The following is a 23,681-nucleotide window of genomic DNA, read 5'->3' on the forward strand; positions in this document are numbered from 1 at the left end:
AGAGCTGAAGGTAAAGACATTGCTTTTACAACCCAATACGAAGAAGAGTAACCAGGTGTAATTGCCCGGACGGATACACCGGACTTCTGCGATAACCAAAATATTTTGTTGCGCAACAAAAGCAGGGAAAGCTGAAAACCTGATGTAACAGAGTAAGCAAGTATAAACCTTAATACTTAGAAATCATGAAAAAATTTAAGTTTATTTTACCTGTTGTGGCCTTTGTAATGGCTATTGGAATGTCTTTTGCATATGTGAAAGTTAGTGAAAATGTTGCCTTAATTGAAGTCATAGAAAGAGGTGGTGCATATTGGCAGGTTGACGTTCAGTGTAACGATATCGTGCCTGATTGTCAAGTTCAGCTTACAGATGACTCCGGTGTTGATTTACCAGGTGAATTATACCCTGTCTTCATTTATGACACTGCAACCGGTAATACAGTTCCTGCACTAGATTCAAGCGGCATTCCTAAAAAGTTCCGGGAATCTGATCTTGAATTTGTAGCTATAGCTAATTAACATATTGATTTTAATAAATTTACACACACAGAGTAGATTAATTTATTAGGCCGTCCTATCTTATTAATGGACGGCCTTTAAAATTTTAAAAAAGTTTTTTATTTTGAACTAATGCTGCCATTGGCAACATTCTATATTTATTTGTTATTCTTTAACACAAACTCATATTTGTTTTCCTTTACAAAGTATTTTCTTGCTGTTTCCTGCATATTTTCTGGAGTTAAGGAATGGATAAAACGATTTCTTTCCCTTTTATCAAATAGGGGGATATTATACCTGTAATAATCAAATATTTCGTCATCGGAGAGCTGTTCACTTTTTTCAGTTATATATCTCGGGTAAATATCATTTTTACAGACTATCTTAAACTCTTTCTTACCAATTGGTTTGTCTATAAGCTCTTGAATAATATTTTCACATTCCTTTCTTAGCCCCTCTAACTCTTCTGCCTCTGTATCAAAATTAATCCTGAGTTCGCAAACTTTTAAAGCTGGATTAAAGATTGAATAAACATAAATATCATACAATGCAAATCTGTTCTTAAATCTCAACTGATCAACTCTGGAACTTATAAATTCACTAATCATTTTAAGTCTTTCATTGTCTTTCCACCAATCATTCATATCATCAACCTTACATCTATAAACCAGCTCATATTGTGGGCCATACATCTTATAACCAGGATTTAAATCTTCCAGAAAAAACTCCTTATATACAGGACCAGAGGGAACTAGTCTTTGTATCCGGCCCATCTGTTTGACAATTTTGTTTTTGTTCGGAAGATTTCCAAGATATTTCTGCAATAAAGGAAGGATGGCCTTTTTGGAATAAACTCCATTAATTATAAAAGTAAATTCAGCGGCATGACCAAAAAGTTGATTATAAATGTCATATGATTTCTTTTTGTCTGTTTTTCCGATTCCATAAAAACGTTTAGTCGAAAATATACTGGGGTAAACCGTACCTCTTTTAATTCTATCACCTAAAAAGTCTTTCTGGGCTTCAATAAAGTCACGATAACTTACCGGAACATAAGAATCAAAATAGTTAAAATTAGATTGCTCTATCCAATTCTGTTCAGCTTCCATTGTTATTTCTCTGGGTTGAGATATGTATAGGTAGATCAACTGCATTATTTCTTCTGCACTTATTTCTCTACCCGTAATTTTTATACCTGATGTATTGTTATTGATATAAGTTATTTCTTGTTTTTGACGGCCAACACGAAACAAATTCTGACCTAGTTCTTCATTACTCATATTTCCTATACCTGCGTAATGTACCAAACTTGGAGCATTCAAAGCAGAATAATAGCTTGATTCTTTGAAGAGATCCGCACCACCATGCCTATATCCATGTATACTGATATAGCCTTTAGTATTTGTTTTAGATTCCTCTCCATTTAAAATCAGTTTTATTCCATTTTGAAGGGTGATAATTTCAGATTTAGTTATAGAGTCAAAAGCTTTTCTTTCAATACTAACCGGCTTCAATTGTTCAGCTTGCTGCCGTGACATTATAGTTGGAGTCACTTTTTTTTCTTCAAAATTTGCTTTTTTAGCATCAGGCTTATAATCGTCAATTGGTTTTGATAGAACATTTTGAATCCACTCCCTCACCTCCTTCTCTGAGTAAGAAAAGGCCTTATGCCCTGACGGTGCAACCATTGTAATATCATCTGGTATTATACCCATATTATTTTTGACATATCTATTAATGTCTTCTATAGTCAAAGACATAAGTATTTGTTTTAGAAAATCTTCCTTGTTATCTGGAAAAGCCCTTCCTAAAACAAAATGTTGTTCAATTTGATAGTACCAATACCTTCCCGAAGTTGTGTCCTTACTTTCAAGTTGTTCGATCAGGCTGTTTCTTACCTTTATCCATTCCTCTGAAGTAAAACCTTTGTTTTTTATGCTTGACAATAATTGTGTAATCCGCTGAATTCTTTGTTTCTCCTTATTTTTTCCTTCTTTAAAATGTATTTCATAATATGGCAGTCCTTTATCCAACCAGTTTGATTGTATAAAGCTTGCTGCAATTTCATCATGATTTAACCTATACTTCAAAAGATTCTGCAAACTTTCTTGTAATAAGTCGGCTTGAATTTTATCTTTGCCATATCCTTTTTTCAGGTTACTATCTTTTATTCTGTAATTTAAGAATACTTCCAATGGTCTTTTATCTTCAGGGATTACGTTTCCCTCCCACTTTATTTCTACAATACCAAAATTAGAAGAACTATTCAGATAGGATTCCGTACAAATATTAATAGGTAGCGGGGAGGAAGGCAGTGGTATATCTGAAAAGGTATTCCTCACTTTCCTTTCAATTATTTCAGTCTTTTTTATATTTCCAATTACAGCTAACCCCATTAAATCAGGACGATACCATTTCTGGTAAAACTTAGTAACTCCCTCTGAAGATATATTGTCGAAAAAATCAGAAAAATCATTAAGAACCTCATTCAAACATGGAAATACAATAGAACGACGTTTATATTCTGCAAAAAAATATGAAGAAGAAGGTTTACGTGTTACTCTTTTAAATTCCTGTTTGAGAATGTTTGCTTCTTTTCGGACATCGGAGGGAGAAATATCTAGATCGCTAATATCCCGAAACCATAACAATAAGGAATCCAACAACTCTTGATTCAGATTATCATCAGATATACTCAATTGATATTCAGTTCGATAATAACCAGTCCCTGCCTCGCTTTTTACACCATATGGTTTAAATGCAGGGTGGTATTCAATAAAGCCCCCCGGAAAATTCTTGGTTCCATTATGAGGTAAATGCTCTATTAAATGTGCTGCAAGAGATTCCCCCTTTAATTGATTAGCCCCTCCGGCCTTTACCCATAGATAGATCGTAATATTGGGAGCCTCCGGTACAGGTTTTATATAGTAGGTAAAACCATTGGGTAAAATGTCATGTACAACAGTGGAATTTAGCGGAAGGGAATCTCCATGTGATTTGTTAATTCTTAATGATATAGCGAATGTATAATTAACAAACCCCAAAAAAAAGAGTGATATTACAATGCGGTAAAATTTCATAATATAATGAGTGTTAAAATTTATATATCGACGAGAGCGTTGCCATATAATGAGACAACGCTATTTTAATATCCTTGGTTTTGCCCCAAATTGGGGTTTTTCTGTCGTTCTTCATCCGGAATAGGATACCATGCATCTATTGCCTGCCAGGTCGGTGAATTAGAAAATTCTTCTTCGATAGCTCCTATCCTTTTTAAGTCAAACCATCTGTGTCCGAACTCTCCGAAAAACTCCCGTTTACGCTCTAGCATTATACTATCCAATAATTCCTCCTGATTCAATTCTCCGGGATACGCACTAAGTAGATTGATATTAGCCCTACTTCGAATTACATCAAGATCAGATATGGCTAAATCAATTTTTTTTAAATGAGTACGTGCCTCCGCACGGATAAGATATTGTTCAGCTAATCTGAGAACTACCGTAGCTTCTTTGTTATTCACAGAAGAAAGGTTTTCCTTATACTTATAAATATAATTGTATTCCTCCCCTCCCTGTTCATACGCTCCTATCCATTTCTCTAAACGCTGATCATCATGTTCAAAATTCAATATAAAATGATCTGCAAGCAACGCTATTCCCTGAACATGGGTAAATCCGGGAAATGTCAATACTAATATTGCGAATGCCTTTCCTTCAGCGGTAACAATATTTGTTGCATACCCTCCCATTGGATCGATCTGCCAAATAGCTTCCCGGTTGTGTGCCATAAAAACCTGGTCCAAATCGTCCAGAATTTCAAAATCAGTTGTTTGTTCAATAAGCATACTACTATATTCTTCAGCCTTGTCCCAAAGCTGCCTATATAGGTATACTCGAGACAATAGTGCCAGAACTGCGTGGTGTGTAACATAAAATCTTTCTTCTTCGGGATATGCTGTCTCATTTTTCAGAAGGTTCATGCTCTCTAGCAGATCTGTTTCGATCTGATCCCAGACGATCTCCTGATTATCTATAGACGCCAATGCATTTATCTTGTAATTTGTAGTAAGTAACAGAGGGACATCTCCATAGATATTTACTAAATAAAAGTACGTAAATGCCCTAATAAACATGGCTTGTCCCCTCAGGCTATCTTTAAATTTCTCTGATAAATTTTCCGAATTGTTTATTCCTTCCATAAGACTATTACAGAGGTAAATTATATTATACGCACTACTCCAAATATTCAAGTTTGTGGTAGCATCCGGACTATTTGTAGCGCTTAGCTCATGCTGCCAAAATGCATCATAGATCTCATGTGATATTCTCGGACGAATTAAATTCCCTGAAAAACCTGCATATACACTTATTCCTCCTATAAAAAATGAAGGACGTAATTGGTTGTATATTCCTTTGATTGCTACACGGGCTGTCTCTTCATTAGCAAATATATCAGTACTTACCATTTCGAAATTAGGTGTATCTATTTCTACAAAATCCTCACAAGAGCATAAAAAAAAACTATATGCTAATACCGGTATATATATATATCTTTTCATAATAAATCAGTTAAAGTGTTAGTTGCACACCTCCTGTGACCATCCGTAAAGGTGGTAATGCTATAAGTGGAGGAGACTCCAGGTTCACTCCCGGATATGACGTTATTGTTATCAGGTTTTGTGCTGAGATAAATATTCTTAAGGCACTTATTCCAGAATTGTCTAACCAAATCTTGGGTAAATCATAACTTAAAGACAAAGTTTTAAGTCTTATAAATGATGAATCTACCCATCCTAAAACATCACTCCTATTTGCTATTAAATAAGTAGAATAAAAGGCTGGTGAATCTTCTATATACATTTCTCCATTCTTCCAAGCCTCATATTCCTGTATAGAGCGGTTGTTGTACCAACCAGAAACACCGGGAGCACCATCTGTGAATGGTAAACCTTTATGATTTTTTTGCTTAATAAAATCTATTAAGAAATTACATTGAAATCCTTTATAAGAAATACTATTACTTATCCCTCCATAATATTGTCTTCCCCTCGTTTTCCTTATTATCATATCTTCCTGATCATATCTTCCATCTTGATTGACATCTTCAACCTCATAAAAACCGGTTTCCGGATTTGTTCCTATAAATTTGAAACGAGGAGTAGTTTCTAACGGATAACCAACCATATATAAAGAAGCATAAGAAGACTGTTCTATATTTGGAAAACTAATTAACCTATTTTTAGAAAAGCTGATATTAAATGCAGTATGCCACCTTAAGTTTTTATTTTGGATATTTAAAGTGGATACTTCCATTTCCCAACCTGTGTTCTGGACAGTTGCAGGTGAATTGGCAGTTACCGACGTAAAACCTGTCATTGCTGGTAAAGGGTAATTGATTAATTGATTAGAAGAGCGATTGCGATACCAACTTAAACCAATATTAATATGATCTTTGAAAAAACCCAATTCAATAGCAGCTTCAAGCTTACGATTTTCTTCCCAAACAAAATCTGGATTAAATAATCTTGTTGGGTATAGTCCTCCAGGGCCATCAGTAGATTGGTATGCATCCAGATATTGATAATCTCCGACATTGTCACTCCCCGTCGTCCCATAACTACCACGTAGTTTTCCAAAACTCAAAAACGGCAAATAGTTTTTTACAAACGGTTCTTCAGTAAATATCCACGCGCCCCCTATAGCCCAGAAGTTAGAAAAGCGTCTGCCTGGACCAAAACGGGAAGAGCCATCTCGACGACCTGTAAAATTGATCAAATATTTCTTTTGATAATCATAACCAATACGTCCAAAAATAGCATTATATTTATATTCATTTGAACCGACCCCCGTAATCATATAAGATTCTGCAGATCTCAAATCACCTACTAAAGATTCCGAAGCAAATCCTGTTCCCACGACTCCGAAACGATCACTTTCATTCTTCTGGAATGTAACACCTACCAAAGTGTTAAGAGTTCCCTCTCCCAATGTTGTTCCATAAGTAATTTGCGGTTCAATGATCCATGATAATCTTTTTTGAAAACCTTTTCTCATTACATGGTCTGCACCTTCTCTTAATGGTGGAGCTAAACGGTCTATGAAGTTCTTACCTAAAATTTCATTTGTCATTCGGGTATATCCAAAACTACTCTTAACAATAAATCCTTGGAATAACTTATATGAAACCATTAGATTACTTATTATATTATGTGTTTCCGTATTGACAGGAGAATGTTTTCCAGCCAGCGGATTATCCATGTTCAACAATAGCCATTCTTCCCAATGCAAACTACCATCTTCATTATATAAGGGAGGCGCATTCGGCAGTAATTTATAAGCAGCATTTACTATATCATTTACAGCCATAGATTCATTTAATCCAATACCATAATTGATTTTTAAATCCAAGCCCAATTTCTTGTTTTCAGAACGTTGACTGATACTAGCCCCTACAGTGAGCCTTTTATTACGCATTTCTTCAGGAAAGACATTTCCTTGTGATTGCAGAGATCCATTTATACGAAAAGAGGTAGTAGAGTTTCCTCCGTAAGCAGAAAGATTAACATTATTAATAGAGGCTGTTCCTCCTAATAATTCTTCCTGCCAATCTGTGTAACGGTTGGTATTCCATAATATTATATCAGGAGCATTTGTTCCATCAGGTATCTTTTCAGCGTTTGTCATAGCTGCTTCTCTTATTTCCACATATTGCTCTGTATTCAACAATTTCATCTTCCTTTCTACCTGTCCAATCCCAGTATACCACCTGGCTTCAATCTGTGTTTTTTTATTCCATCCTATTCCTCTTCGGGTAGTAATCAAAATCACTCCGTTCGCTCCCCTTGAACCATAGATGGCAGTAGCATCTGCATCTTTCAAAACCTCTACACTCTCTATATCTGATATATTTAATGTGCTTAGGGGGTCCAAATTATTCATTAGTAAATTACCTTGACGAACCCCTATATCCGTTTCAATAGGTTTTGAATTTACAGGAACACCGTCGATAATATACAAGGGATAATTACCATCATCCCTTAAGCTGTTCCGCCCTCTTATTCTTATAATAGGGGCACTTCCCGGCATACCGTCCTGCTGGGAGATCTCTACTCCGGCCATTCGCCCATATAGAGTTTCCAACGGACTCACAATTGGTTGTAACTCTATGTCCTCCCCACTAACCCTCGCTATACTCCCCGTCCTTTCCCTATCCTTAACCTTATAATACCCCGCATTCACCACCACCTCATCCAGCGTATTCACATCCTCCTCCATCACCACGTCCAGGGTATTGCTTTGTTCCACCATATATTCCCGGGTTTTAAACCCCACAAACGAAAACACCAGGATCTCCCCAACTGCGGCCCGGATGCTCCACGCCCCGTTTTCGTCCGACATGGTGCCGTGGCCCCGGTCTTTTACGATGATATTTACCCCGGGCAGGGGCTGGCCTTCGGTGGTGGTTACCGTACCGCTGACCAATTGCTGGGGTGGTAGTTCATCGGCCTTTGCTGCCGGGACGATATGGGCCTTGCCCTTAACCGTTTCGGGTTTTGCGGAGAGTACGATCTGCCGGTCCAGCAGCCTGAAGGTGATGGGGGTATTTTCGAATAAGGTGGCCAGGATGGTTTCCAGTGACTGTTTACGGGCCCGGATGGTCACCTTGCGCTGCAGGTCGAGGTCTTTTTCGGAATAGAGGAAACGGAAGTCGGTCCGTGACTCTATCGCTTCCATCACGGCCAGTACCGTAACGGATTCCATGTTCAGGGTAAGCTTTGCGTTCTGGCGGATATGGTCATGGGCCTGTACCCGGAATATGGCCATAAGGAACAGCAATACAAAACCGGTAAGCCGTATTGCCGGTCCCCGTAATTCCACAGGGGCGGGTATTCGAAGGATTGAGATACTTTTCATCATAAATAAATGGTATTTCGGTTGATTAATATGAGTTAGCCGGTTATGGGCGAAAAGTTGTAAAACCAGGGTAAATACATTTTTTTAAATATTGAAAAACAGCATATTAAAATCATATCTAAAACTTTTTTTACCGTATTTCCGTCATTTTCTTTATTTTTACGGTTAACCGTAAAAATAAAAATGTATATACCCTGTCATCAAGTGTAAATGTCTACTTCATGTACCAGTGTTTTTTTGTTCATATTATGTCAGGGGGCAGTAATCACGATGGTATTACCATTGCGGGTATACCGGAACGGGGTGTGTAACCGGTAGGCATTCAGTATTTGTTCGAGGGTTTCTCCACGGAAGGTTGCGGTAAAGGGGATATGGTCGAGTTCGGGATAGCGGCTTTCTATGGCAACGTTAAAATGCCGTTCGAGTTTTCGCATGACCAGGCCGAAGGGATCATTCTGAAAATAGAGTTCCCCGCGGGTCCAGGCGGTATACTTCTCGACATTCACCGTCTCTACTTCTATATGCCCCTGGTCGTACAGGGCACGCTGGCCGGGCGCTATGGTTACCATGCCGTTCCCGGCATCCTCCCCGGAATACACTCCTACGCTGCCTTCCTCCAGTACCGTATAGGCCTGTTGTTCGTTTTTATAGGAGGTAACATTAAACCGGGTGCCCAGCACCCGGGTCTCCATCTCCTGTGTGATCACGGTAAAAGGGCGGGAGGTATCCCTGCTCACCTCAAAGAACGCCTCGCCGTCGAGATAGACATTACGGGGCGTGCCCCGGCTGAAAGCCACCGGGTAGTGCAAGGAGGAACCCGCGTTGAGAAACACCCGGGAACCGTCAGACAGGGTAATCCCGAACCTTTTTCCATAGGGTACCTTAAGCAGGTTATAATCCGGCTTGCCTTCCGGCTCTTCCCCGCGGTCATACACCAGCATCTGTTGCTGCTGGCTTCCTACCCGCTGCCCTTTTTCCGTGGTGATCTCGGCAGTACGGCTCCCGTCGATCACCTGTTCACTGCCATCCTGCAATTGCAGGGTGACCTGCGGGACGCCGCTATCGGATGGTTCGCCGCCGAACCATCCCATATACCACGCCCCGAGTACCATAAACAGGGCTATTGCTGAAAAACCGGCAGCCATCCCGATACGGGAAAAAGACAGATGACGTACTCCGGGCTTATCACTCCCCGATGTCTTTCCCGCCCCGGCATGGTGACGCAGTTTATGCAACATTCCGGTCCTGTGTTCCTTCGACAGCCTGCCGGGCTCCCCACCGAGATACCACACACATTCCATGGCTGCCGTAACAGTATCCTCCATATGGGGATACTCGCGCTGTAATTTTTCCCAAAAAATATCGGAGTCCCTGTCCGGCCTGCAACACCACTGTATAAAGTAGTCGTCCCGAAGCAATTGCTCCACATCGTATGCCTTATACCTTCTCAAACGGTTTTTCATATCAATGACTTTGTTTTGGGGGAGTCGGTTTAATAAGCCTCTGTTATATAAGTGACACCGCGGGAACTTTATTCCAGGAAAAAAATGAAGTTTTTTTTGAAAATATTTTTAAAACACTGGGAAACAAATTATTGAGAGTCACAGGTTACAGGTTGCAATCAACAAACTCTCATTCTCCCCAGGCACCTGCGGAAGAGGGTAAACATAAACAGTTCCTTTTTCAGTACCTTAAGCAGGTCGATGGCGCGGTTCAGGTGATAATAGACGGTTTTCTTTTTGACGCCGGTAATGGTGACGATCTCCCTGACAGGCAGTCCTTCGTAGAAACGGAGGTGGATGATCTGCCGCTGTGCAGGGCTCAGCCGGGCGAGGGCAGTTCTTATATGGCTGCGCAGCTGGTCGTCCTGCTGCTCATCCTCAAAGCGGCTGTCGTGTGTGACCAGTTCGTCACTCTCCAGCTGCTGCAGGTCTTCGTCCACCATATAGAGCAGTTTCCGCTCCCTGACCGCGGCGCGAAGCAATTTGAAGCGCAGCGCACTGTAAAAATAAGACCGGATATTGCGTACCTGTCCCAGGTTTTTACGCCTGTCCCAGCTTTCGCGGAAGAGTTCCTGGATAATATCACGGACAAATTCGGGGTCCCTGACCAGGGTGATACCGTAACTGAAAAGTCCGTCTATATGCTCCACATAAATATCGCGGAAAGCATCTGTATTGCCCCGCTGGAATTCTTCCCAGAGCCTTATATCGCGATGTTCTGCCGGGGCCCCGCCGTTGTCCAGATCACTGAAGGTACGGTTGTCCTTTTTTTTATCCGTCATAGTGCCAAATAAATTAGATGCGGAACACATTGTCCCGCGTATAAAACCTCAGCCGGTAAGGTCATGAACAGAAAAGATATAGGGGACATTGACGGATGCGACATCGGTGAAGGGTGTTTGCGCAAACCTGGTTGTTCCGGACAAAAAAGACGAACACGCCTGGATTCAAATTTAGCAATTTCGATGAACAAAATACAAAAAAATATTTGAACGGCGGATGTTTTGAAATCCGCTTTTCCCCTTCTTTTCCCGAATGATCGTTACAGTATTCCGGTCGGATTACATGCCCCTGTATATCAGCACAATAAAAACACACGCCCCAAAAAGGGTGGGCGCGGTACTCACCCATCGATCTGAGGTACTGGCATACCCACGCACGAATAAGTGAGCCCACGCCCGGGTCGTGAGCTGTCTTCACTTATGTCCCGTGCGTATGAAAAGTGCCAGTTTTCAGATCGAGACCTCAAGCGAATAGCTTCCAATATTTTTTGCTTTCAGAAGTATCGCAAATATAGCAATATGTCGTATGCTACAACAACTGCCAGACAAATATATAAAACAAACTTGTGAACAACAAAAATTAATGTTAAACTATTTACCGTTGTCCGTTTTATCTTTCTATTTGGTATATGTCGCTATATGTTAACAGGAAAGTATTAAAGCTTATCGGGCAGAGGATAGAGGAGCAAAGAGAGAAGAAAAAGCTCGATGTTTCAGACGTAGCCTACATGACCGGTTTTTCGGATAATACCGTCCGGAATGTCGAAGCCGGCAAGGATACTACGGTTTCTTACCTGGTGGAAGTATGTATAGCGGTAGGGCTGCACCCGAAAGATCTCTTTGATATGGAGCTGGAGATGAAACCGAGGTTCGAGCTCTCTCCCGAACGGAAAAACAAGAAGAAACTGACCCTGCGCATCCGGGAATATATCCGGGAAGGATATTTCGACACTTCCCGTTCTGCAAAGGATGTGGTCCTGAAGCTTGAGGAAGACGGTATACGTACAAGCTCGGCCGTGCTTTCCAATATCCTGCCCAGATGGCTGAAGACCACAAAAAAGGGCCGTCGGAATTCGTACAGGAGTAAATAGCCGCCTAAACCGGACCAAAGGGACTTCAACAACATAATGGCTAAAAAGAGATTCCTCCCAAGGTCGGAATGACAACAATGTCATTCAGAGCGAAGCGAAGAATCTCGACCCCGGACCAAAGAATCTTCAACAGCATAACCGGAAGGCCGGAGATTCCTCCTATCGTCGGAATGACAATATCCTGTCATTCAGAGCGAAGCGCAGCGGAGGGAAGAATCTCCAACCCGGCGCAAAGCAAATTCAACAGCATAACAGCTCAAAAGAGATTCCTCCCAAGGTCGGAATGACAATATTACAATAGGTACTCGTTGCAAACGAGCACCAGAGCCGGAAAAAAATACTGTAAATAAGTTTTACGGACTGCCCTTAAATAGTATTTTTGCGGTTAAACTTAATACGGGGCTTACACCCGGAAGACCTTATAATATATGATCACAACAGAACAGGTCAAAGACCTTTTTGAACGCCTTGGCGCGTTAAGGAGGTATCTTTGACATAGATGCCAAACGCATAGAAATACAGAACGAGGAAGAAAAGACCTTTGCCCCCGATTTCTGGGACAATCCCAGGGAGGCGGAAAAGCTGATGCAATCGCTCCGGAGTAAGAAAAAATGGGTAGAGGGCTATGAAGAGGGCAAGACCCTTGTGGCCGACCTGGAGGTGCTGTACGATTTTTACAAGGAGGGCGAAGCCGAAGGTGACGAACTGGAAGCACAATACGCACAGGCACTTTCTCATATAGAGCAGCTGGAATTTAAAAACATGCTGTCTGAAGAGGGTGACGCCATGAGCGCCGTACTGCAGATCACTGCCGGGGCCGGGGGCACCGAGAGTTGTGACTGGGCCTCCATGCTGATGCGTATGTACCTGATGTGGGCACAGTCGCAGCACTACAAGGTAAAGGAACTCAACTACCAGGCAGGCGATGTGGCCGGGATAAAGACGGTAACACTGGAGATCGAGGGAGAGTTTGCCTTCGGATGGCTCAAGGGAGAAAACGGGGTACACCGCCTGGTGCGTATATCCCCGTTCGACAGCAATGCCAAACGGCATACCTCTTTTGTCTCGGTATATGTGTACCCGCTGGCGGACGACAGTATAGAGATCGATATCAACCCTGCCGACATCAGCTTCGAGACCATGCGGTCCAGCGGGGCGGGCGGACAGAATGTCAACAAGGTGGAAACCGCCGTGCGGCTGCGCCACCACCCTACCGGTATCGTGATCGAAAACTCCGAAACCCGCTCGCAGCTCGACAACAAGACCAAGGCCATGCAGCTTCTCAAATCCCAGCTCTATGAGATCGAGTTGAAAAAACGGCAGGAAAAACGTGCAGAGATCGAGGCCGGAAAGATGAAGATCGAATGGGGCTCACAGATACGCAACTATGTAATGCACCCTTACAAACTGGTCAAGGACGTGAGAACATCGAAGGAATCTACCGATGTAGACGGCGTGATGAACGGAGAGATAGATCCCTTCCTCAAAGCTTATCTCATGATGATGGGGCAGAAAGAGGAAGAATAGGACGGGAGTGCAGGTTGAAGGTTGCCGGTTGAACTCATAACTGTTTAAATGCATAACAATGATCAAGATATATCACAATCCGCGTTGCAGCAAATCCCGGCAGGGGCTTGCCATCCTGGAAGCCTCAGGGAAGGATTTCGAGGTGGTCAGGTACCTGGAAGATGTGCCTTCGGAAGAGGAATTGCGAGGGATCATCAGACTCCTCGGGATACGCCCTGCAGAACTGGTGCGTACCGGCGAGAGCATCTGGAAAGAACAGTACAGGGGCAAGGACCTGTCTGACGATGAAGTGATCAGGGCCATGGTCGCACATCCGAAACTGATAGAGCGGCCCATCGTGGTTTCAGGCAAAAAAGCCGTTATCGGACGGCCGCCGGAAGCTATTGAAGGGGTTATTTAGGGTTACAGGTTGAAAGTGCTTAGGTCGTGGGTGGAGATTCCCTGCCTGCCGGCCGGACAGGCGGGTTCGCTTCGCTCTGAATGACAGGGGAATGTCCGACCGTAGTCGCTGTCCCGACCCCTGGTCGGGCTTTCGGGATGTCAATACAGGGTTTTAAGTCCGTTCTCTTCCAGGATATCGCTGTATTCGGGCAGAATACGGAGGAGGGCGATATCTTCCATGGCATTGAGCCGGGCCACATCGGTAAAGCCGTTTTTCAATAACTGTTCCAGGTAAAACAGGGCCATTCCATATTCACTGTTTTTTGTGCTGTACCTGATCACTTCCAGGCAGGCATCCTCCGCTTCCGGGTCCAGCAATACCAGGAAAGCATTGGCAAACAGCAGCTGATTATCTTTCAGCTCCCCTTTCGCTATGGTAGCTTCTATCGCTGCTTCCAGCATATTCCTTATCCTCCTGGCCATTTTACGCCTGGGGATATTACCCTCTTTACCGGGTTTGTCAAGGGCGTTCAGTTCTCCTTCCCATGAAGGCAATTGCCCGGTATCCCCGGTGAGTATATCTGCCGATAGAAAAGAGATGTAATCTTCCATATAGAACGTCTCTTCTTCTTCAATCCCGTAACTGTCCCTGCGTTGTTTGCGGAAAGTATCATTTTTCCGGAGTGTTTTTTTCCGTTCCTTCAGCACATCCTTAAACCTGTCTTCCGGGTAATGCTCCCGCATGCTGCCGAGTTCATCAAAGGCATTCAGGGCCCTGCCCTGCCCCTCCAGCCATTTATTGTAAACCATATCCGCTTCAAAGAGAGAGTCCTTAAGTACCGAGGGCACCGCCCCTTTGGCCATCGACTGCAGGGTCAGTATCCGCAGCGCCCGGTCGGTATAACGGGCGTCCGGGTAATGCCCGTTTCCATCGTAAACCACCATCCGGGCCTGGAATTTCCGCGATTCAAGCAGGCTTATTGTGCCCTGCATTTCCCGGTAATAGGTCGATTCGTCTCCGGCCATCCCTACAAAGACAAAATCATTCTTGACAGGAACATATGACGAATGTCCCGGTATGGCACCACCAACGGCCAGTACCCCGTCTACATCATCAGACAGCACGGCCACCGCCGTGGCCAGCCGGCCTCCTTCCCCGAATCCGGCCGTGTATATTCTTCCCTTATCCACCGAAAAACTCCGGAAAACCAGGTCGAACAGTTTTTTGGCCACATAAAAATTAGCTTCGTAAGACTCCTCCGTAAGCTGGTCAGGAGCTATAAGTATCGCCTGTCCCGCCCCCGGAGCCTCTAAAAGAGCATTGATGGCTCCTGTACTTCCTCCTTCCAGATCAAAGACAAAAAATAACGGCCATTTCTTCGCTGTGCTGTAATCGTCGGGCAGATAGACCGAATAACTCAGCAGCTCGGTTCCGGGTACCGCAACCGAATCGTTTACCGTCCCTTTCCGCAAATGGAGGTCCTGGGAAAAAATGTGTAATGATACCGTAAGGCACAGGGCCACAAGACCGTATTTCAACGTATATTTCAGCATATTATTTTATTGAAAAGCAGGTACAAGATACGGCAAAATCCAAAAAATACCATTAGGAAAACTAAACAAAAGAATTATCAGTACCTTTGTAAAAAGATCAAAGAAATGACACACGCAGAGCGACATATCGTAGAAACATATTCGGGACTTTTCGAGGGCTTGAGCGCAGTCAGTAAATTAGAATTACTCGAACGGCTTGTAAAGTCGATCAAAAAAGGTAAAAAGTCAAAAGAAAAAGAATTTTTCAGTTCGTTCGGGGCATTTGCTTCTGAAAGACCGGCCGAAGAAATCGCCAAAGAAATCCGGGAAAGCAGAAAGTTCAGAAAAAGAGACCTTAAACTTTAGCTAATGCAATATTTGCTCGATACAAATATCTGCATATTTTTTCTTCGTGGAATGTTGGACTTTGACGACATCATCAGGCAAAAAGGTCTTGATAACTGTTTTATATCGGAACTTACGGTTTTTGAACTCAAATATGGAGCGGAAAACAGCGACAACCCGAAAAGGTCTCATCAAGCCGTAGACAAATTTATCAAAGGATTGACCGTAATCCCTATTTTCGGGATAGTAAAGGAATATGCCGAAACCAAAGTCTATTTGAGAAAAAACGGAACACCGCTTCACGACGAATTTGACTTAATCATAGGTGTTACAGCTCTTGCCAACAAACTGACTTTAGTAACCGACAACACAAAAGATTTCCGGTTTATCAAAAACCTGAGACTTGAAAATTGGTTCACCCGAAAATAAACTACTTATAACAACGGTAACGATGCTACTGTGAGATCCTGATCCCTATAACCCTTAAAAATTCCCGTATCCACGCCGGGTGTCCGGGCCATGCCGGGGAAGTGACCAGGTTGCCGTCTACTACGGCCTCTGTGGGAGGCACCTCCCTGTAATTCCCTCCTGCCAGTGTTACTTCCGGTCCTACGGCAGCATAGGCCGTAAGGGTGCGCCCTTTTACAACTCCTGCGGTGGTCAGTATCTGTATCCCGTGACAAATGGCGGCTACGGGAAGGTCTTTATCAAAGAAATACCTGACGATTTCCAGTACTTTTTCATTGAGGCGCAGATATTCCGGCGCCCGGCCGCCCACAATGACCAGCCCGGCATAATCTTCGGGATTTACCAGGTCGAAGGTATAGGTGAGCTGAAACCGGTGCCCGGGTTTCTCCGAATAGGTCTGATCGCCTTCAAAATCGTGAATCGCGGTTTTTACCGTGTCTCCTTTCTTCTTGCCGGGACAAACGGCATGTACGTCATATCCTACCATAAGCAACATCTGGTAGGGCACCATAGTCTCGTAATCCTCGGCATAATCACCGGTAAGCAAAAGTATTTTTTTCATGGGTTTGGTTTTTTACGTCTTTTGTGTATTAAAGATACTCAAAAACAGGGAAAGTACGGTGAGGCATACCGTACTTTAACCTTACTTTAATTCCTGGTGTATTGCAGGTTGAGGATCAGTTTTACCTCATCGCCTACCACGACACCCCCGGCTTCGGTAAGTCCGTTCCATTCCAGTCCGAAGTCCTTCCGGTTCAGTTTACCGCTAACCTCAAATCCGGCCTTGGTATTGCCATAGGGATCTTCTGCGGTACCACCGTATTCTGCCTCCAGTACTATGGATTTTGTATTTCCGCGAATAGTGATGTCGCCCGTCACTTCGAAGGTGTCATCGCCGGTTTTCCTGAAACCCGTAGAGACAAAAGTAAGTTTAGGGTGGTTTTCCGCATCAAAGAAATCGGCCGATTTCAGGTGGTTGTCCCGGTCGGCATTATTGGTATTGACACTGTTTACCTCGGCTTCGAATACGGCTTTTGCATGTTCAAAACCATCGCCATCCGTCTCAAGCCCACCCGAAAAGGAGGTAAATTGCCCGGTTACCGTTGAGATCACCAGGTGCTTTACTTTAAACTGTACTTCGGAATGTGCCGGGTCTATGCTCCAGCTTGTTTTTCTTGTTTCCATGTTCTTTCAGATTTATATGATGTTATTTTTCAGTAATTTGTTCGTGTATGCCTGCGGAATACCAGCCTGCCATTCAGGGCAGCGGAATATAGGTATCATCTCCCGGCACTTCCGGAAAACGGCGGGCCTTCCAGTCGTCCCTGGCCTTTTCTATTTTTACCGGATCAGAAGATACGAAATTCCAGTAAATATGCCGTTCCTCTTCCAGGGGCTGCCCCCCGAAGAGCAGCAGATGCGACCCTCCGGCCACCTGTAATGCACATTGGTCATTCAGCTTGGAGACCAGCATATTCCCTTTACCGACCTCTTCCCCGCAGGCGTTGACCTTGCCTTCCACCACACAGATCCCGATCTCTCCTTCGAGGTTCCCGGCAATATCCAGGGCATAGTCCTTCCCGGTTTCCACCGATACCATAAAGAGTTCGGAATGCGCCGGTACCGGTGAGGTTTTCCCGAATCCCTTTCCGGCCACCAGGGTAAAGGAAGCCCCGTCTTCGGTCCAGGAAGGGAGGTCTTTGCGGTCTATGTGATAAAATTCCGGAGCCATGTCTTCCAGCTCCCGAGGCAGGGCTATCCATATCTGGTACCCGTGCACGAGCGATTCTTTTCCTCCCCGAAGTGCTTCAGGGGTACGTTCGGTATGGGCCACTCCTTTTCCGGCCACCATCAGGTTTACCGACCCGGGGGTTATTTTCTGAGCCGTCCCCATACTGTCCCGGTGCATGATCTCTCCTTCGAGCAGGTAGGTCAGTGTAGACAGCCCTATGTGCGGATGCTGGTCGACATCCATATATTTTTCCGGGCCTACTTTTTCCGGGCCCATATGGTCGATAAAGATAAAAGGGCCCACCATGCGTTTCTTGCGGAAAGGAATTAGCCTCCCCACCAGGAAATCCCCGATATCCCGGCTTCGTTCTGCGATAATCAGACTGGTATTGGACATTGTTGCTGTTTTTAATGTGATTAATTAGTTTTTTACTCGAAGCTCGGAGAAAGGTTCTTCGGGCTTCAGGCCAGAACGTCCTGCCAGTCCGTATTCCTTTCAAACATCGCCTTGGCAAAAGGACAGAGCGGCACCACCTTTATACCGTTTTCCCGTACATGATCCACCAGGGCCGCCTGTAGTTTTTTACCGACACCCTGCCCCTTGAGCGACTCGTCCACACCGGTATGCTCGATAATCATTTTCTCCCCACCGGCCATGACATAGGCCATTTCCGCCAGGCGCTTCCCGTCTTCTGTATAAGTAAAAGCCCCTTTGCTATTGTTGTGGATATGCTTTATTTCTCCCATGGTCATAATGTTTTGTATAAATTTAAGAAACCTCAGTTTCTTTACTGTTAAAAATGCTTTAAATCCCGGAAGCAAAATAATACACCCCTGCTCCCCCATCCCCCGGGCAAGCTGCCCGGGGCGGAATATCCTTAAAGGGTCATCGGCACTTCCATCAGCAGAAAACGGGCTTCGCTCTCCGCCTTTACGGTAAATGCACCGGTATCCGAAATTCCTATGGCATCCCTTTTTTCGAGTACTTCTCCGTCGACACTCACACTGCCTTCCATCACAAAGAGATAGACACCGTTACCTTTTTTCCTGAGGGTATAGGAGGAGGTGGTACCCCCGTCAAAATCACCGAGAAAAAACCAGGCGTCCTGGTGTATCCAGGTACCCTGTGCCCCTGCATCGGGAGACACCACCTGGTAGAGTTCGTTCTTCCGGTGATATTCTCTTATGGATATCTGGTCATATCTCGGTGTTACATTTCTCTTATCCGGCATTACCCATATCTGCAACAGGTTTGTTTCCCGGTCGGGATCAGGGTTGTACTCACTGTGAAATACTCCTGTCCCGGCGCTCATAACCTGTATTTCACCACTCTTTATACGGCCCGTATTTCCCATGCTGTCTTTGTGTTCCAGGTCGCCCCTGAGCGGTATGGTAATGATCTCCATATTGTCGTGGGGGTGCATCCCGAACCCCATACCACCACTTATGATATCGTCGTTAAGTACACGAAGCACCCCGAAATTCATACGTTGCGGATTGTAGTAATTGGCAAAACTGAAACTGTGATGGGCGTTGAGCCACCCGTGGTCGGCATGGCCCCTGCTGTCTGCCCTGTGAACGATTGTTTTCATACGAATAAATTTAAAAGTTATTCCCGTATAGGGTTACAGGTTACAGGTTGCGTGCAAATGTTCAACCTGTCTGCCCCGTACTTCACCCTTCTTCCTTTGTCCATACAAAATTGACCATAAAAACAGTACGGGAACATACGAGAATACGGGAAAGCCTTATAAAAATACGATATGCCTTATCTTCTGAAGTGCGAAGGGGAATCTCCGGTACATTTTTTAAAGAAGCTGCTGAAATGTGCCGGTTCGGCAAATCCCAGGGCATAGGCGATCTCTTTTTGTGAAGTATCGGAAAAATACAACATGCGCCTGGCCTCGGTAGTAATACGCGATTGCAGGTACTCCTTGGCCGTTTTTCCTATAAGGGCCTTTACGGTACGGTTCAGGTGGTCTGGCGTTATATGAAGGGCTCCGGCATAACGGGATACCTGGTGCCATTCTTTAAAATGAGCTTCCACCAGTGACTTATAATCGCGCAGCAGGCTGCCGCCGCCCTGTAATTCCTGCAGGTTATCCCCGTGCAGACTACATACATTGTTACAGCTTATCAGGAACAACCGCAGCAGGGAAGCCAGGCCCTGCAACCGGAACCTGACCGGGGTATGACTCCACTCATTCATCTGCCGGCAATAGCTCTCAAGCTGCTGTTCCTGCGCCTTCTCCAACGGCAGCGGCGGGGATTCCCCGTAATCGTGAAAGAGGTTTATATCGTCGATAAAACAGGGCTCTATCTGGTTTTCTGCCATAAACCGGGAGGAAAAACTCAATACGTACCCTTCGGGTTTTTCGTCATCCCTTACCTGGTGTACCTGTCCTGGACTGATAAAATAAACCTGGCCGCCCGAAAGGGAATATCGGTTAAAGTCTACGGTATGCACTCCTTTTCCCCGGAGTACGAGCATAACGATATAATAATCGTGCCGGTGGGGCATTCCGGCTCTTCCCTCCCTGTCCTTATACATTTGTCCCATATCCTGTATACGGAACTCCATACGGCTATCCGAAGGATTTACACTGGCATATGTTTTTATGAGGGACATCGCGATGGGGGAAAATTTTGAATTATAATTCCGTCAGCCGGGTTTTTAATGGAACAGAGGCCGGAAGCCCGAGGTACAAACCTGCAACCAAGGCTACTGCTTCTCCGGGATATCTTCGAGGATGGCGCGCAGGAATTTCCAGAATTTCTTTACCGAGGTAACGCTGGCCCGCTCATCGGGCGAATGGGCCCCGCGGATGGTGGGACCGAAACTGATCATGTCCATTTTCGGGTAATGCTGCCCCAGGATGCCGCATTCCAGTCCGGCATGGCAGGCGGCCACCTCCGGTTTTTCCCCGAAGAGTGCCTCATATTTTTCCCGGAGTATCTTAAGCACGGGCGAATCCAGGTAAGGTCTCCAGCCGGGATAACTTCCGGAGAATTCCACTTCGCAACCGGAAAGTTCAAAAGCAGCCCTTAGCGCATGGGCGAGGTCCATCTTGGAACTTTCCACCGACGAGCGGGTAAGACAGGACACTTTTATCTGTCCTTCCCCTATTTCCACACGGGCTATATTGTTGGAAGTCTGGGTGAGCCCCTTCATTTCGGCACTCATACGATATACCCCGTTATGGGCCGCATATACCGAACGCAGTATACCCTCCTGTACCCCCAGTTCCATCACCCGTTGTGGCATTTCAGCGGGCTCAGCCACAATTTCCATAGACGGTTCCATGGTCTGGAATTCCTTCTTGATATCCCTGCCCATTTCGCCGAACTCATAGATAAAGGCATCCTTATGGGTTTTATCTACCACCACCAGGGCTACGCTCTCCCTGGGTATGGCATTGCGCAGGCCTCCTCCGCTCAGGGAAGCGATGCGCAATCCGTAACTTTCAAAACCGTCAAACAACAGGCGGTTCATGATCTTATTGGCATTGGCCAGCCCCTTGTGAATATCCATTCCGCTGTGTCCGCCTTGTAATCCTTTTACAACAATACGATAGGCTTCCACCCCTTCCGGCACATCTTTTTCCTTATAGGCCCTGTGAGCCGTAACATCGATGCCTCCGGCGCAGCCTATTCCTATTTCGGTATCTTCTTCGGTATCGAGATTCAGCAGTATTTCTCCCTGCAAAATCCCGCCTTCCAGTCCCTGTGCCCCGGTCATCCCCGTTTCTTCATCTACGGTAAACAGGGCTTCCAGCGCCGGGTGAGGGATCCCGGTACTTTGCAGCAGGCCCATGATGGCCGCCACTCCCAGGCCGTTATCGGCCCCGAGGGTAGTACCGCGTGCCTTGACCCAGTCGGCATCCAAATACATCTGTATGCCCTGGGTATCAAAATCAAAATCGGTATCGGTATTCTTCTGGTGTACCATATCCAGGTGCGATTGCAGCACTACGGTCTTTCTGCTCTCCATACCCGGAGTAGCCGGTTTCCGGATAATCACATTCCCGGTTTTGTCCTTATAGGTTTCCAGGCCCAGTTCTTTACCGAAATCCAGTATAAAGGCAATCACTTTTTCTTCCTTCTTCGAAGCGCGGGGAACGGCATTGAGCGCAGCAAAATTACTCCATACTTCCTTCGGCTCCAGGGTGTGTATTTCTGTATTCATGGTGTCGTGCTTAGTTGTTTGTTACAAAATTACCACAAACTTTTGTTTTGGCATAGTTTAGTTTATTAGTTCTTAGTTGTTAGTTCTTAGTTAGCAAATGTCATTCAGAGCGGAGCGCAGCGGAGGGAAGAATCTCCATCCCGGCCCAAAGGAACTTCAACAACATAACGGAGAGCCCGGAGATTCCTCCTATCGTCGGAATGACAAAGCCCTGTCATTCAGAGCGGAGCGCAGCGGAGGGAAGAATCTCCATCCCGGCCCAAAGGAACTTCAACAGCATAACGGAGAGCCCGGAGATTTAACTGCGTTGAGCCCTTCGGGGTTCTCCTATCGTCGGATGACAAAGCCACTGCACCCGGGATTGAAACCTGCAACCTGCACCTAACAACTTCCGGGGCCTTACTGCCGTATATACCGTATATTTTCCTAATTTTGACCCATGTCGGAAAAAGCGAAGAACCTGCTGGCGCTTTCCATTGTGCCGCAGGTATTACTGGTCAAGGTCCTGGCCGGGTTCCCGGAGGTTGTAGAAGCGTATTACAGTAACGGAATCTATCGTTTTATAGCTTCCGGGTACCGCTATGCCTTCGGGTGGGTCCCCTTTTCCGTAGGAGATATTTTCTATGCGCTTGCCGGTATCATGATCCTCCGTTTTATATGGCGTAAAGTAAGATCTGTATCCCGAAAACCCTGGCCTTTTTTCAGGGAAATACTCCAAACCCTGTCTTTGGCATACCTTTTTTTCTACCTGTCCTGGGGGCTCAATTATTACCGCCTGCCCCTGCACCGCAGCCTGGGGATCGGTGCCGAATACACCACGGAGGAGCTGGTATCCTTTACCGAAAAGCTTATAGAGCGTACCAATACCCTGCATACCACACTGGCTGCCAGCGATTCTTCTGCCGTAAACATCCCGTATTCCCGCAGGGAGATCTATCAAAGGTCAATAGAAGGCTACGCCCGGCTGGCGGAGAGAAGTCCGCACCTGGCCTATAGCCCCGCAAGCATTAAAAGCTCTCTTTTTTCCCTGCCCCTCAGCTATATGGGGTACGGGGGCTACCTGAACCCGTTTACCAACGAGGCCCAGGTAAACAGCATGCAGGTCGATTACCGCTATCCGCTGGTCACCTGCCACGAAGAAGCCCACCAGATCGGGTACTCGGCGGAGAACGAGGCCAATTTTATCGGTTACCTGGCCGCTACGGCCAACCCGGACCCTTATTTCCGGTATTCGGGCTATGCCTATATGCTGCGTTACTGCCTTAACGAAACGTACCGCAGAGACCGGGATACCTATGCCCGCCTGGTAGCCACCCTGCACAAGGGAGTCCTCGAAAACTACCGGGAAGCCGCCCTTTTCTGGAAAAAATATGAAAACCCGCTGGAACCGATTTTCAAGAACACCTTCAACGCCTATCTCGAAGCCAACAACCAGGCAGGCGGGATAAAGACCTACAGCTATGTGGTGGCCCTGCTGGTCAATTATCACAGGAAAGAGGCCTTGTAATAACACACCTCCTTCCGCGATTATCTCTTGCAGGCGGTACCAGGTTTAGGATCGTGTAATGCACGTCTGCAAAAGGATTTATATACATGCTGAACCACCACAAAAACAAATGCAGAAATAGTCCCGCACCTCTATTTCCGATGTTATTTTTTTATTTATTACAATTATAAATTATATTTGACCCGTAGTAAATCAGGGACTTATAAATCGGTAAT

At 45.1% G+C, this 23,681-nt stretch carries 20 protein-coding genes; 7 read left to right on the plus strand and 13 right to left on the minus strand.

Annotated elements, in window-relative coordinates; genetic code table 11:
• Positions 1–185 precede the first annotated feature (185 nt).
• The gene (locus tag DN748_RS16985) at positions 186–518 is read left to right on the plus strand and encodes a DUF6520 family protein (protein ID WP_112373034.1); all 333 of its coding nucleotides are present in this window, start codon (positions 186–188) and stop codon (positions 516–518) included.
• Between the two features lie 137 nt (positions 519–655).
• Here the strand turns inward: DN748_RS16985 and DN748_RS16990 are convergent, their stop codons facing one another.
• The 5 genes from DN748_RS16990 to DN748_RS17010 all read right to left on the minus strand — a co-directional run bounded on the left by DN748_RS16990 (position 656) and on the right by DN748_RS17010 (position 10,697).
• Positions 656–3,577 (minus strand): M16 family metallopeptidase, encoded by a 2,922-nt coding sequence (locus tag DN748_RS16990; protein ID WP_112373035.1) that lies wholly within the window; start codon positions 3,575–3,577, stop codon positions 656–658.
• Between the two features lie 65 nt (positions 3,578–3,642).
• Complete coding sequence (locus DN748_RS16995; protein WP_112373036.1) at positions 3,643–5,058, minus strand: RagB/SusD family nutrient uptake outer membrane protein; 1,416 nt, start codon at positions 5,056–5,058, stop codon at positions 3,643–3,645.
• Positions 5,059–5,068: 10 nt separating this feature from the next.
• Complete coding sequence (locus DN748_RS17000; protein WP_112373037.1) at positions 5,069–8,416, minus strand: SusC/RagA family TonB-linked outer membrane protein; 3,348 nt, start codon at positions 8,414–8,416, stop codon at positions 5,069–5,071.
• 248 nt (positions 8,417–8,664) lie between these two features.
• A complete protein-coding gene (locus tag DN748_RS17005; RefSeq protein WP_112373038.1) occupies positions 8,665–9,876 on the minus strand; it encodes a FecR family protein in 1,212 nt (403 codons plus the stop codon).
• Positions 9,877–10,034: 158 nt separating this feature from the next.
• Positions 10,035–10,697 (minus strand): RNA polymerase sigma factor, encoded by a 663-nt coding sequence (locus tag DN748_RS17010; RefSeq protein ID WP_161554596.1) that lies wholly within the window; start codon positions 10,695–10,697, stop codon positions 10,035–10,037.
• Positions 10,698–11,326: 629 nt separating this feature from the next.
• On the opposite strand from DN748_RS17010, the gene DN748_RS17015 reads away from it, so the two are divergent.
• The 3 genes from DN748_RS17015 to arsC all read left to right on the plus strand — a co-directional run bounded on the left by DN748_RS17015 (position 11,327) and on the right by arsC (position 13,715).
• Positions 11,327–11,788 (plus strand): helix-turn-helix domain-containing protein, encoded by a 462-nt coding sequence (locus DN748_RS17015; RefSeq protein ID WP_146746638.1) that lies wholly within the window; start codon positions 11,327–11,329, stop codon positions 11,786–11,788.
• Between the two features lie 428 nt (positions 11,789–12,216).
• Positions 12,217–13,315 (plus strand): peptide chain release factor 2 gene (gene prfB, locus DN748_RS17020; protein ID WP_112373041.1). Its coding sequence is split into 2 segments (ribosomal slippage): positions 12,217–12,279 and positions 12,281–13,315, totalling 1,098 coding nucleotides; the frame shifts between segments, so codons are not numbered across the junction.
• A 58-nt stretch (positions 13,316–13,373) separates the two neighbouring features.
• Positions 13,374–13,715, plus strand: a complete 342-nt coding sequence (gene arsC / locus DN748_RS17025) for an arsenate reductase (glutaredoxin) (protein WP_112373042.1) — start codon at positions 13,374–13,376, stop codon at positions 13,713–13,715.
• Positions 13,716–13,855: 140 nt separating this feature from the next.
• On the opposite strand, the gene DN748_RS17030 is transcribed toward arsC, so the two are convergent.
• A complete protein-coding gene (locus DN748_RS17030) occupies positions 13,856–15,250 on the minus strand; it encodes a dienelactone hydrolase family protein (protein WP_112373043.1) in 1,395 nt (464 codons plus the stop codon).
• A 105-nt stretch (positions 15,251–15,355) separates the two neighbouring features.
• Between DN748_RS17030 and DN748_RS17035 the strand changes: the two genes are divergently transcribed.
• Positions 15,356–15,595 carry a hypothetical protein gene (locus DN748_RS17035; protein ID WP_112373044.1) on the plus strand — a complete coding sequence of 80 codons (240 nt, stop codon included), beginning with the start codon at positions 15,356–15,358 and terminating at the stop codon, positions 15,593–15,595.
• A 3-nt stretch (positions 15,596–15,598) separates the two neighbouring features.
• Positions 15,599–16,003, plus strand: coding sequence for a type II toxin-antitoxin system VapC family toxin (locus DN748_RS17040; RefSeq protein WP_112373045.1), 405 nt, complete (start codon positions 15,599–15,601; stop codon positions 16,001–16,003).
• A gap of 25 nt (positions 16,004–16,028) precedes the next feature.
• Here the strand turns inward: DN748_RS17040 and DN748_RS17045 are convergent, their stop codons facing one another.
• The 7 genes from DN748_RS17045 to DN748_RS17075 all read right to left on the minus strand — a co-directional run bounded on the left by DN748_RS17045 (position 16,029) and on the right by DN748_RS17075 (position 21,959).
• Positions 16,029–16,604 carry a DJ-1/PfpI family protein gene (locus tag DN748_RS17045; protein WP_112373046.1) on the minus strand — a complete coding sequence of 192 codons (576 nt, stop codon included), beginning with the start codon at positions 16,602–16,604 and terminating at the stop codon, positions 16,029–16,031.
• Positions 16,605–16,690: 86 nt separating this feature from the next.
• Positions 16,691–17,227 (minus strand): YceI family protein, encoded by a 537-nt coding sequence (locus tag DN748_RS17050; protein ID WP_112373047.1) that lies wholly within the window; start codon positions 17,225–17,227, stop codon positions 16,691–16,693.
• Between the two features lie 73 nt (positions 17,228–17,300).
• Positions 17,301–18,170, minus strand: coding sequence for a pirin family protein (locus DN748_RS17055; protein ID WP_112373048.1), 870 nt, complete (start codon positions 18,168–18,170; stop codon positions 17,301–17,303).
• 65 nt (positions 18,171–18,235) lie between these two features.
• Positions 18,236–18,520: a GNAT family N-acetyltransferase gene (locus DN748_RS17060; RefSeq protein ID WP_112373079.1), complete on the minus strand. Its 285-nt coding sequence runs from the start codon at positions 18,518–18,520 to the stop codon at positions 18,236–18,238.
• A 131-nt stretch (positions 18,521–18,651) separates the two neighbouring features.
• Complete coding sequence (locus tag DN748_RS17065) at positions 18,652–19,365, minus strand: pirin family protein (protein WP_112373049.1); 714 nt, start codon at positions 19,363–19,365, stop codon at positions 18,652–18,654.
• A gap of 176 nt (positions 19,366–19,541) precedes the next feature.
• On the minus strand, positions 19,542–20,402 hold the full coding sequence (locus DN748_RS17070; protein ID WP_112373050.1) for a helix-turn-helix domain-containing protein: 861 nt from the start codon (positions 20,400–20,402) through the stop codon (positions 19,542–19,544).
• 93 nt (positions 20,403–20,495) lie between these two features.
• A complete protein-coding gene (locus DN748_RS17075) occupies positions 20,496–21,959 on the minus strand; it encodes an aminoacyl-histidine dipeptidase (protein ID WP_112373051.1) in 1,464 nt (487 codons plus the stop codon).
• A gap of 439 nt (positions 21,960–22,398) precedes the next feature.
• On the opposite strand from DN748_RS17075, the gene DN748_RS17080 reads away from it, so the two are divergent.
• On the plus strand, positions 22,399–23,466 hold the full coding sequence (locus DN748_RS17080; RefSeq protein ID WP_112373052.1) for a DUF3810 domain-containing protein: 1,068 nt from the start codon (positions 22,399–22,401) through the stop codon (positions 23,464–23,466).
• The last annotated feature ends 215 nt before the right edge of the window (positions 23,467–23,681 follow it).

Source organism: Sinomicrobium soli, assembly GCF_003285545.1.
In the GTDB taxonomy this organism is placed as follows: domain Bacteria; phylum Bacteroidota; class Bacteroidia; order Flavobacteriales; family Flavobacteriaceae; genus Sinomicrobium.

Excerpts from the sequence above, each read along its gene's own strand:
- DN748_RS17075 (WP_112373051.1), bottom strand. The coding sequence starts at position 21,959 with ATGAATACAGAAATACACACCCTGGAGCCGAAGGAAGTATGGAGTAAT.
- DN748_RS17035 (WP_112373044.1), top strand. The coding sequence starts at position 15,356 with ATGACACACGCAGAGCGACATATCGTAGAAACATATTCGGGACTTTTC.
- DN748_RS17000 (WP_112373037.1), bottom strand. The coding sequence starts at position 8,416 with ATGATGAAAAGTATCTCAATCCTTCGAATACCCGCCCCTGTGGAATTA.
- DN748_RS17015 (WP_146746638.1), top strand. The coding sequence starts at position 11,327 with ATGTCGCTATATGTTAACAGGAAAGTATTAAAGCTTATCGGGCAGAGG.
- DN748_RS17010 (WP_161554596.1), bottom strand. The coding sequence starts at position 10,697 with ATGACGGATAAAAAAAAGGACAACCGTACCTTCAGTGATCTGGACAAC.
- DN748_RS16985 (WP_112373034.1), top strand. The coding sequence starts at position 186 with ATGAAAAAATTTAAGTTTATTTTACCTGTTGTGGCCTTTGTAATGGCT.
- DN748_RS17030 (WP_112373043.1), bottom strand. The coding sequence starts at position 15,250 with ATGCTGAAATATACGTTGAAATACGGTCTTGTGGCCCTGTGCCTTACG.
- DN748_RS17005 (WP_112373038.1), bottom strand. The coding sequence starts at position 9,876 with ATGAAAAACCGTTTGAGAAGGTATAAGGCATACGATGTGGAGCAATTG.
- DN748_RS17055 (WP_112373048.1), bottom strand. The coding sequence starts at position 18,170 with ATGTCCAATACCAGTCTGATTATCGCAGAACGAAGCCGGGATATCGGG.
- DN748_RS17080 (WP_112373052.1), top strand. The coding sequence starts at position 22,399 with ATGTCGGAAAAAGCGAAGAACCTGCTGGCGCTTTCCATTGTGCCGCAG.
- DN748_RS16995 (WP_112373036.1), bottom strand. The coding sequence starts at position 5,058 with ATGAAAAGATATATATATATACCGGTATTAGCATATAGTTTTTTTTTA.
- arsC (WP_112373042.1), top strand. The coding sequence starts at position 13,374 with ATGATCAAGATATATCACAATCCGCGTTGCAGCAAATCCCGGCAGGGG.
- DN748_RS17050 (WP_112373047.1), bottom strand. The coding sequence starts at position 17,227 with ATGGAAACAAGAAAAACAAGCTGGAGCATAGACCCGGCACATTCCGAA.
- DN748_RS17065 (WP_112373049.1), bottom strand. The coding sequence starts at position 19,365 with ATGAAAACAATCGTTCACAGGGCAGACAGCAGGGGCCATGCCGACCAC.
- DN748_RS17045 (WP_112373046.1), bottom strand. The coding sequence starts at position 16,604 with ATGAAAAAAATACTTTTGCTTACCGGTGATTATGCCGAGGATTACGAG.
- DN748_RS17040 (WP_112373045.1), top strand. The coding sequence starts at position 15,599 with ATGCAATATTTGCTCGATACAAATATCTGCATATTTTTTCTTCGTGGA.
- DN748_RS17070 (WP_112373050.1), bottom strand. The coding sequence starts at position 20,402 with ATGTCCCTCATAAAAACATATGCCAGTGTAAATCCTTCGGATAGCCGT.
- DN748_RS17060 (WP_112373079.1), bottom strand. The coding sequence starts at position 18,520 with ATGGGAGAAATAAAGCATATCCACAACAATAGCAAAGGGGCTTTTACT.
- DN748_RS16990 (WP_112373035.1), bottom strand. The coding sequence starts at position 3,577 with ATGAAATTTTACCGCATTGTAATATCACTCTTTTTTTTGGGGTTTGTT.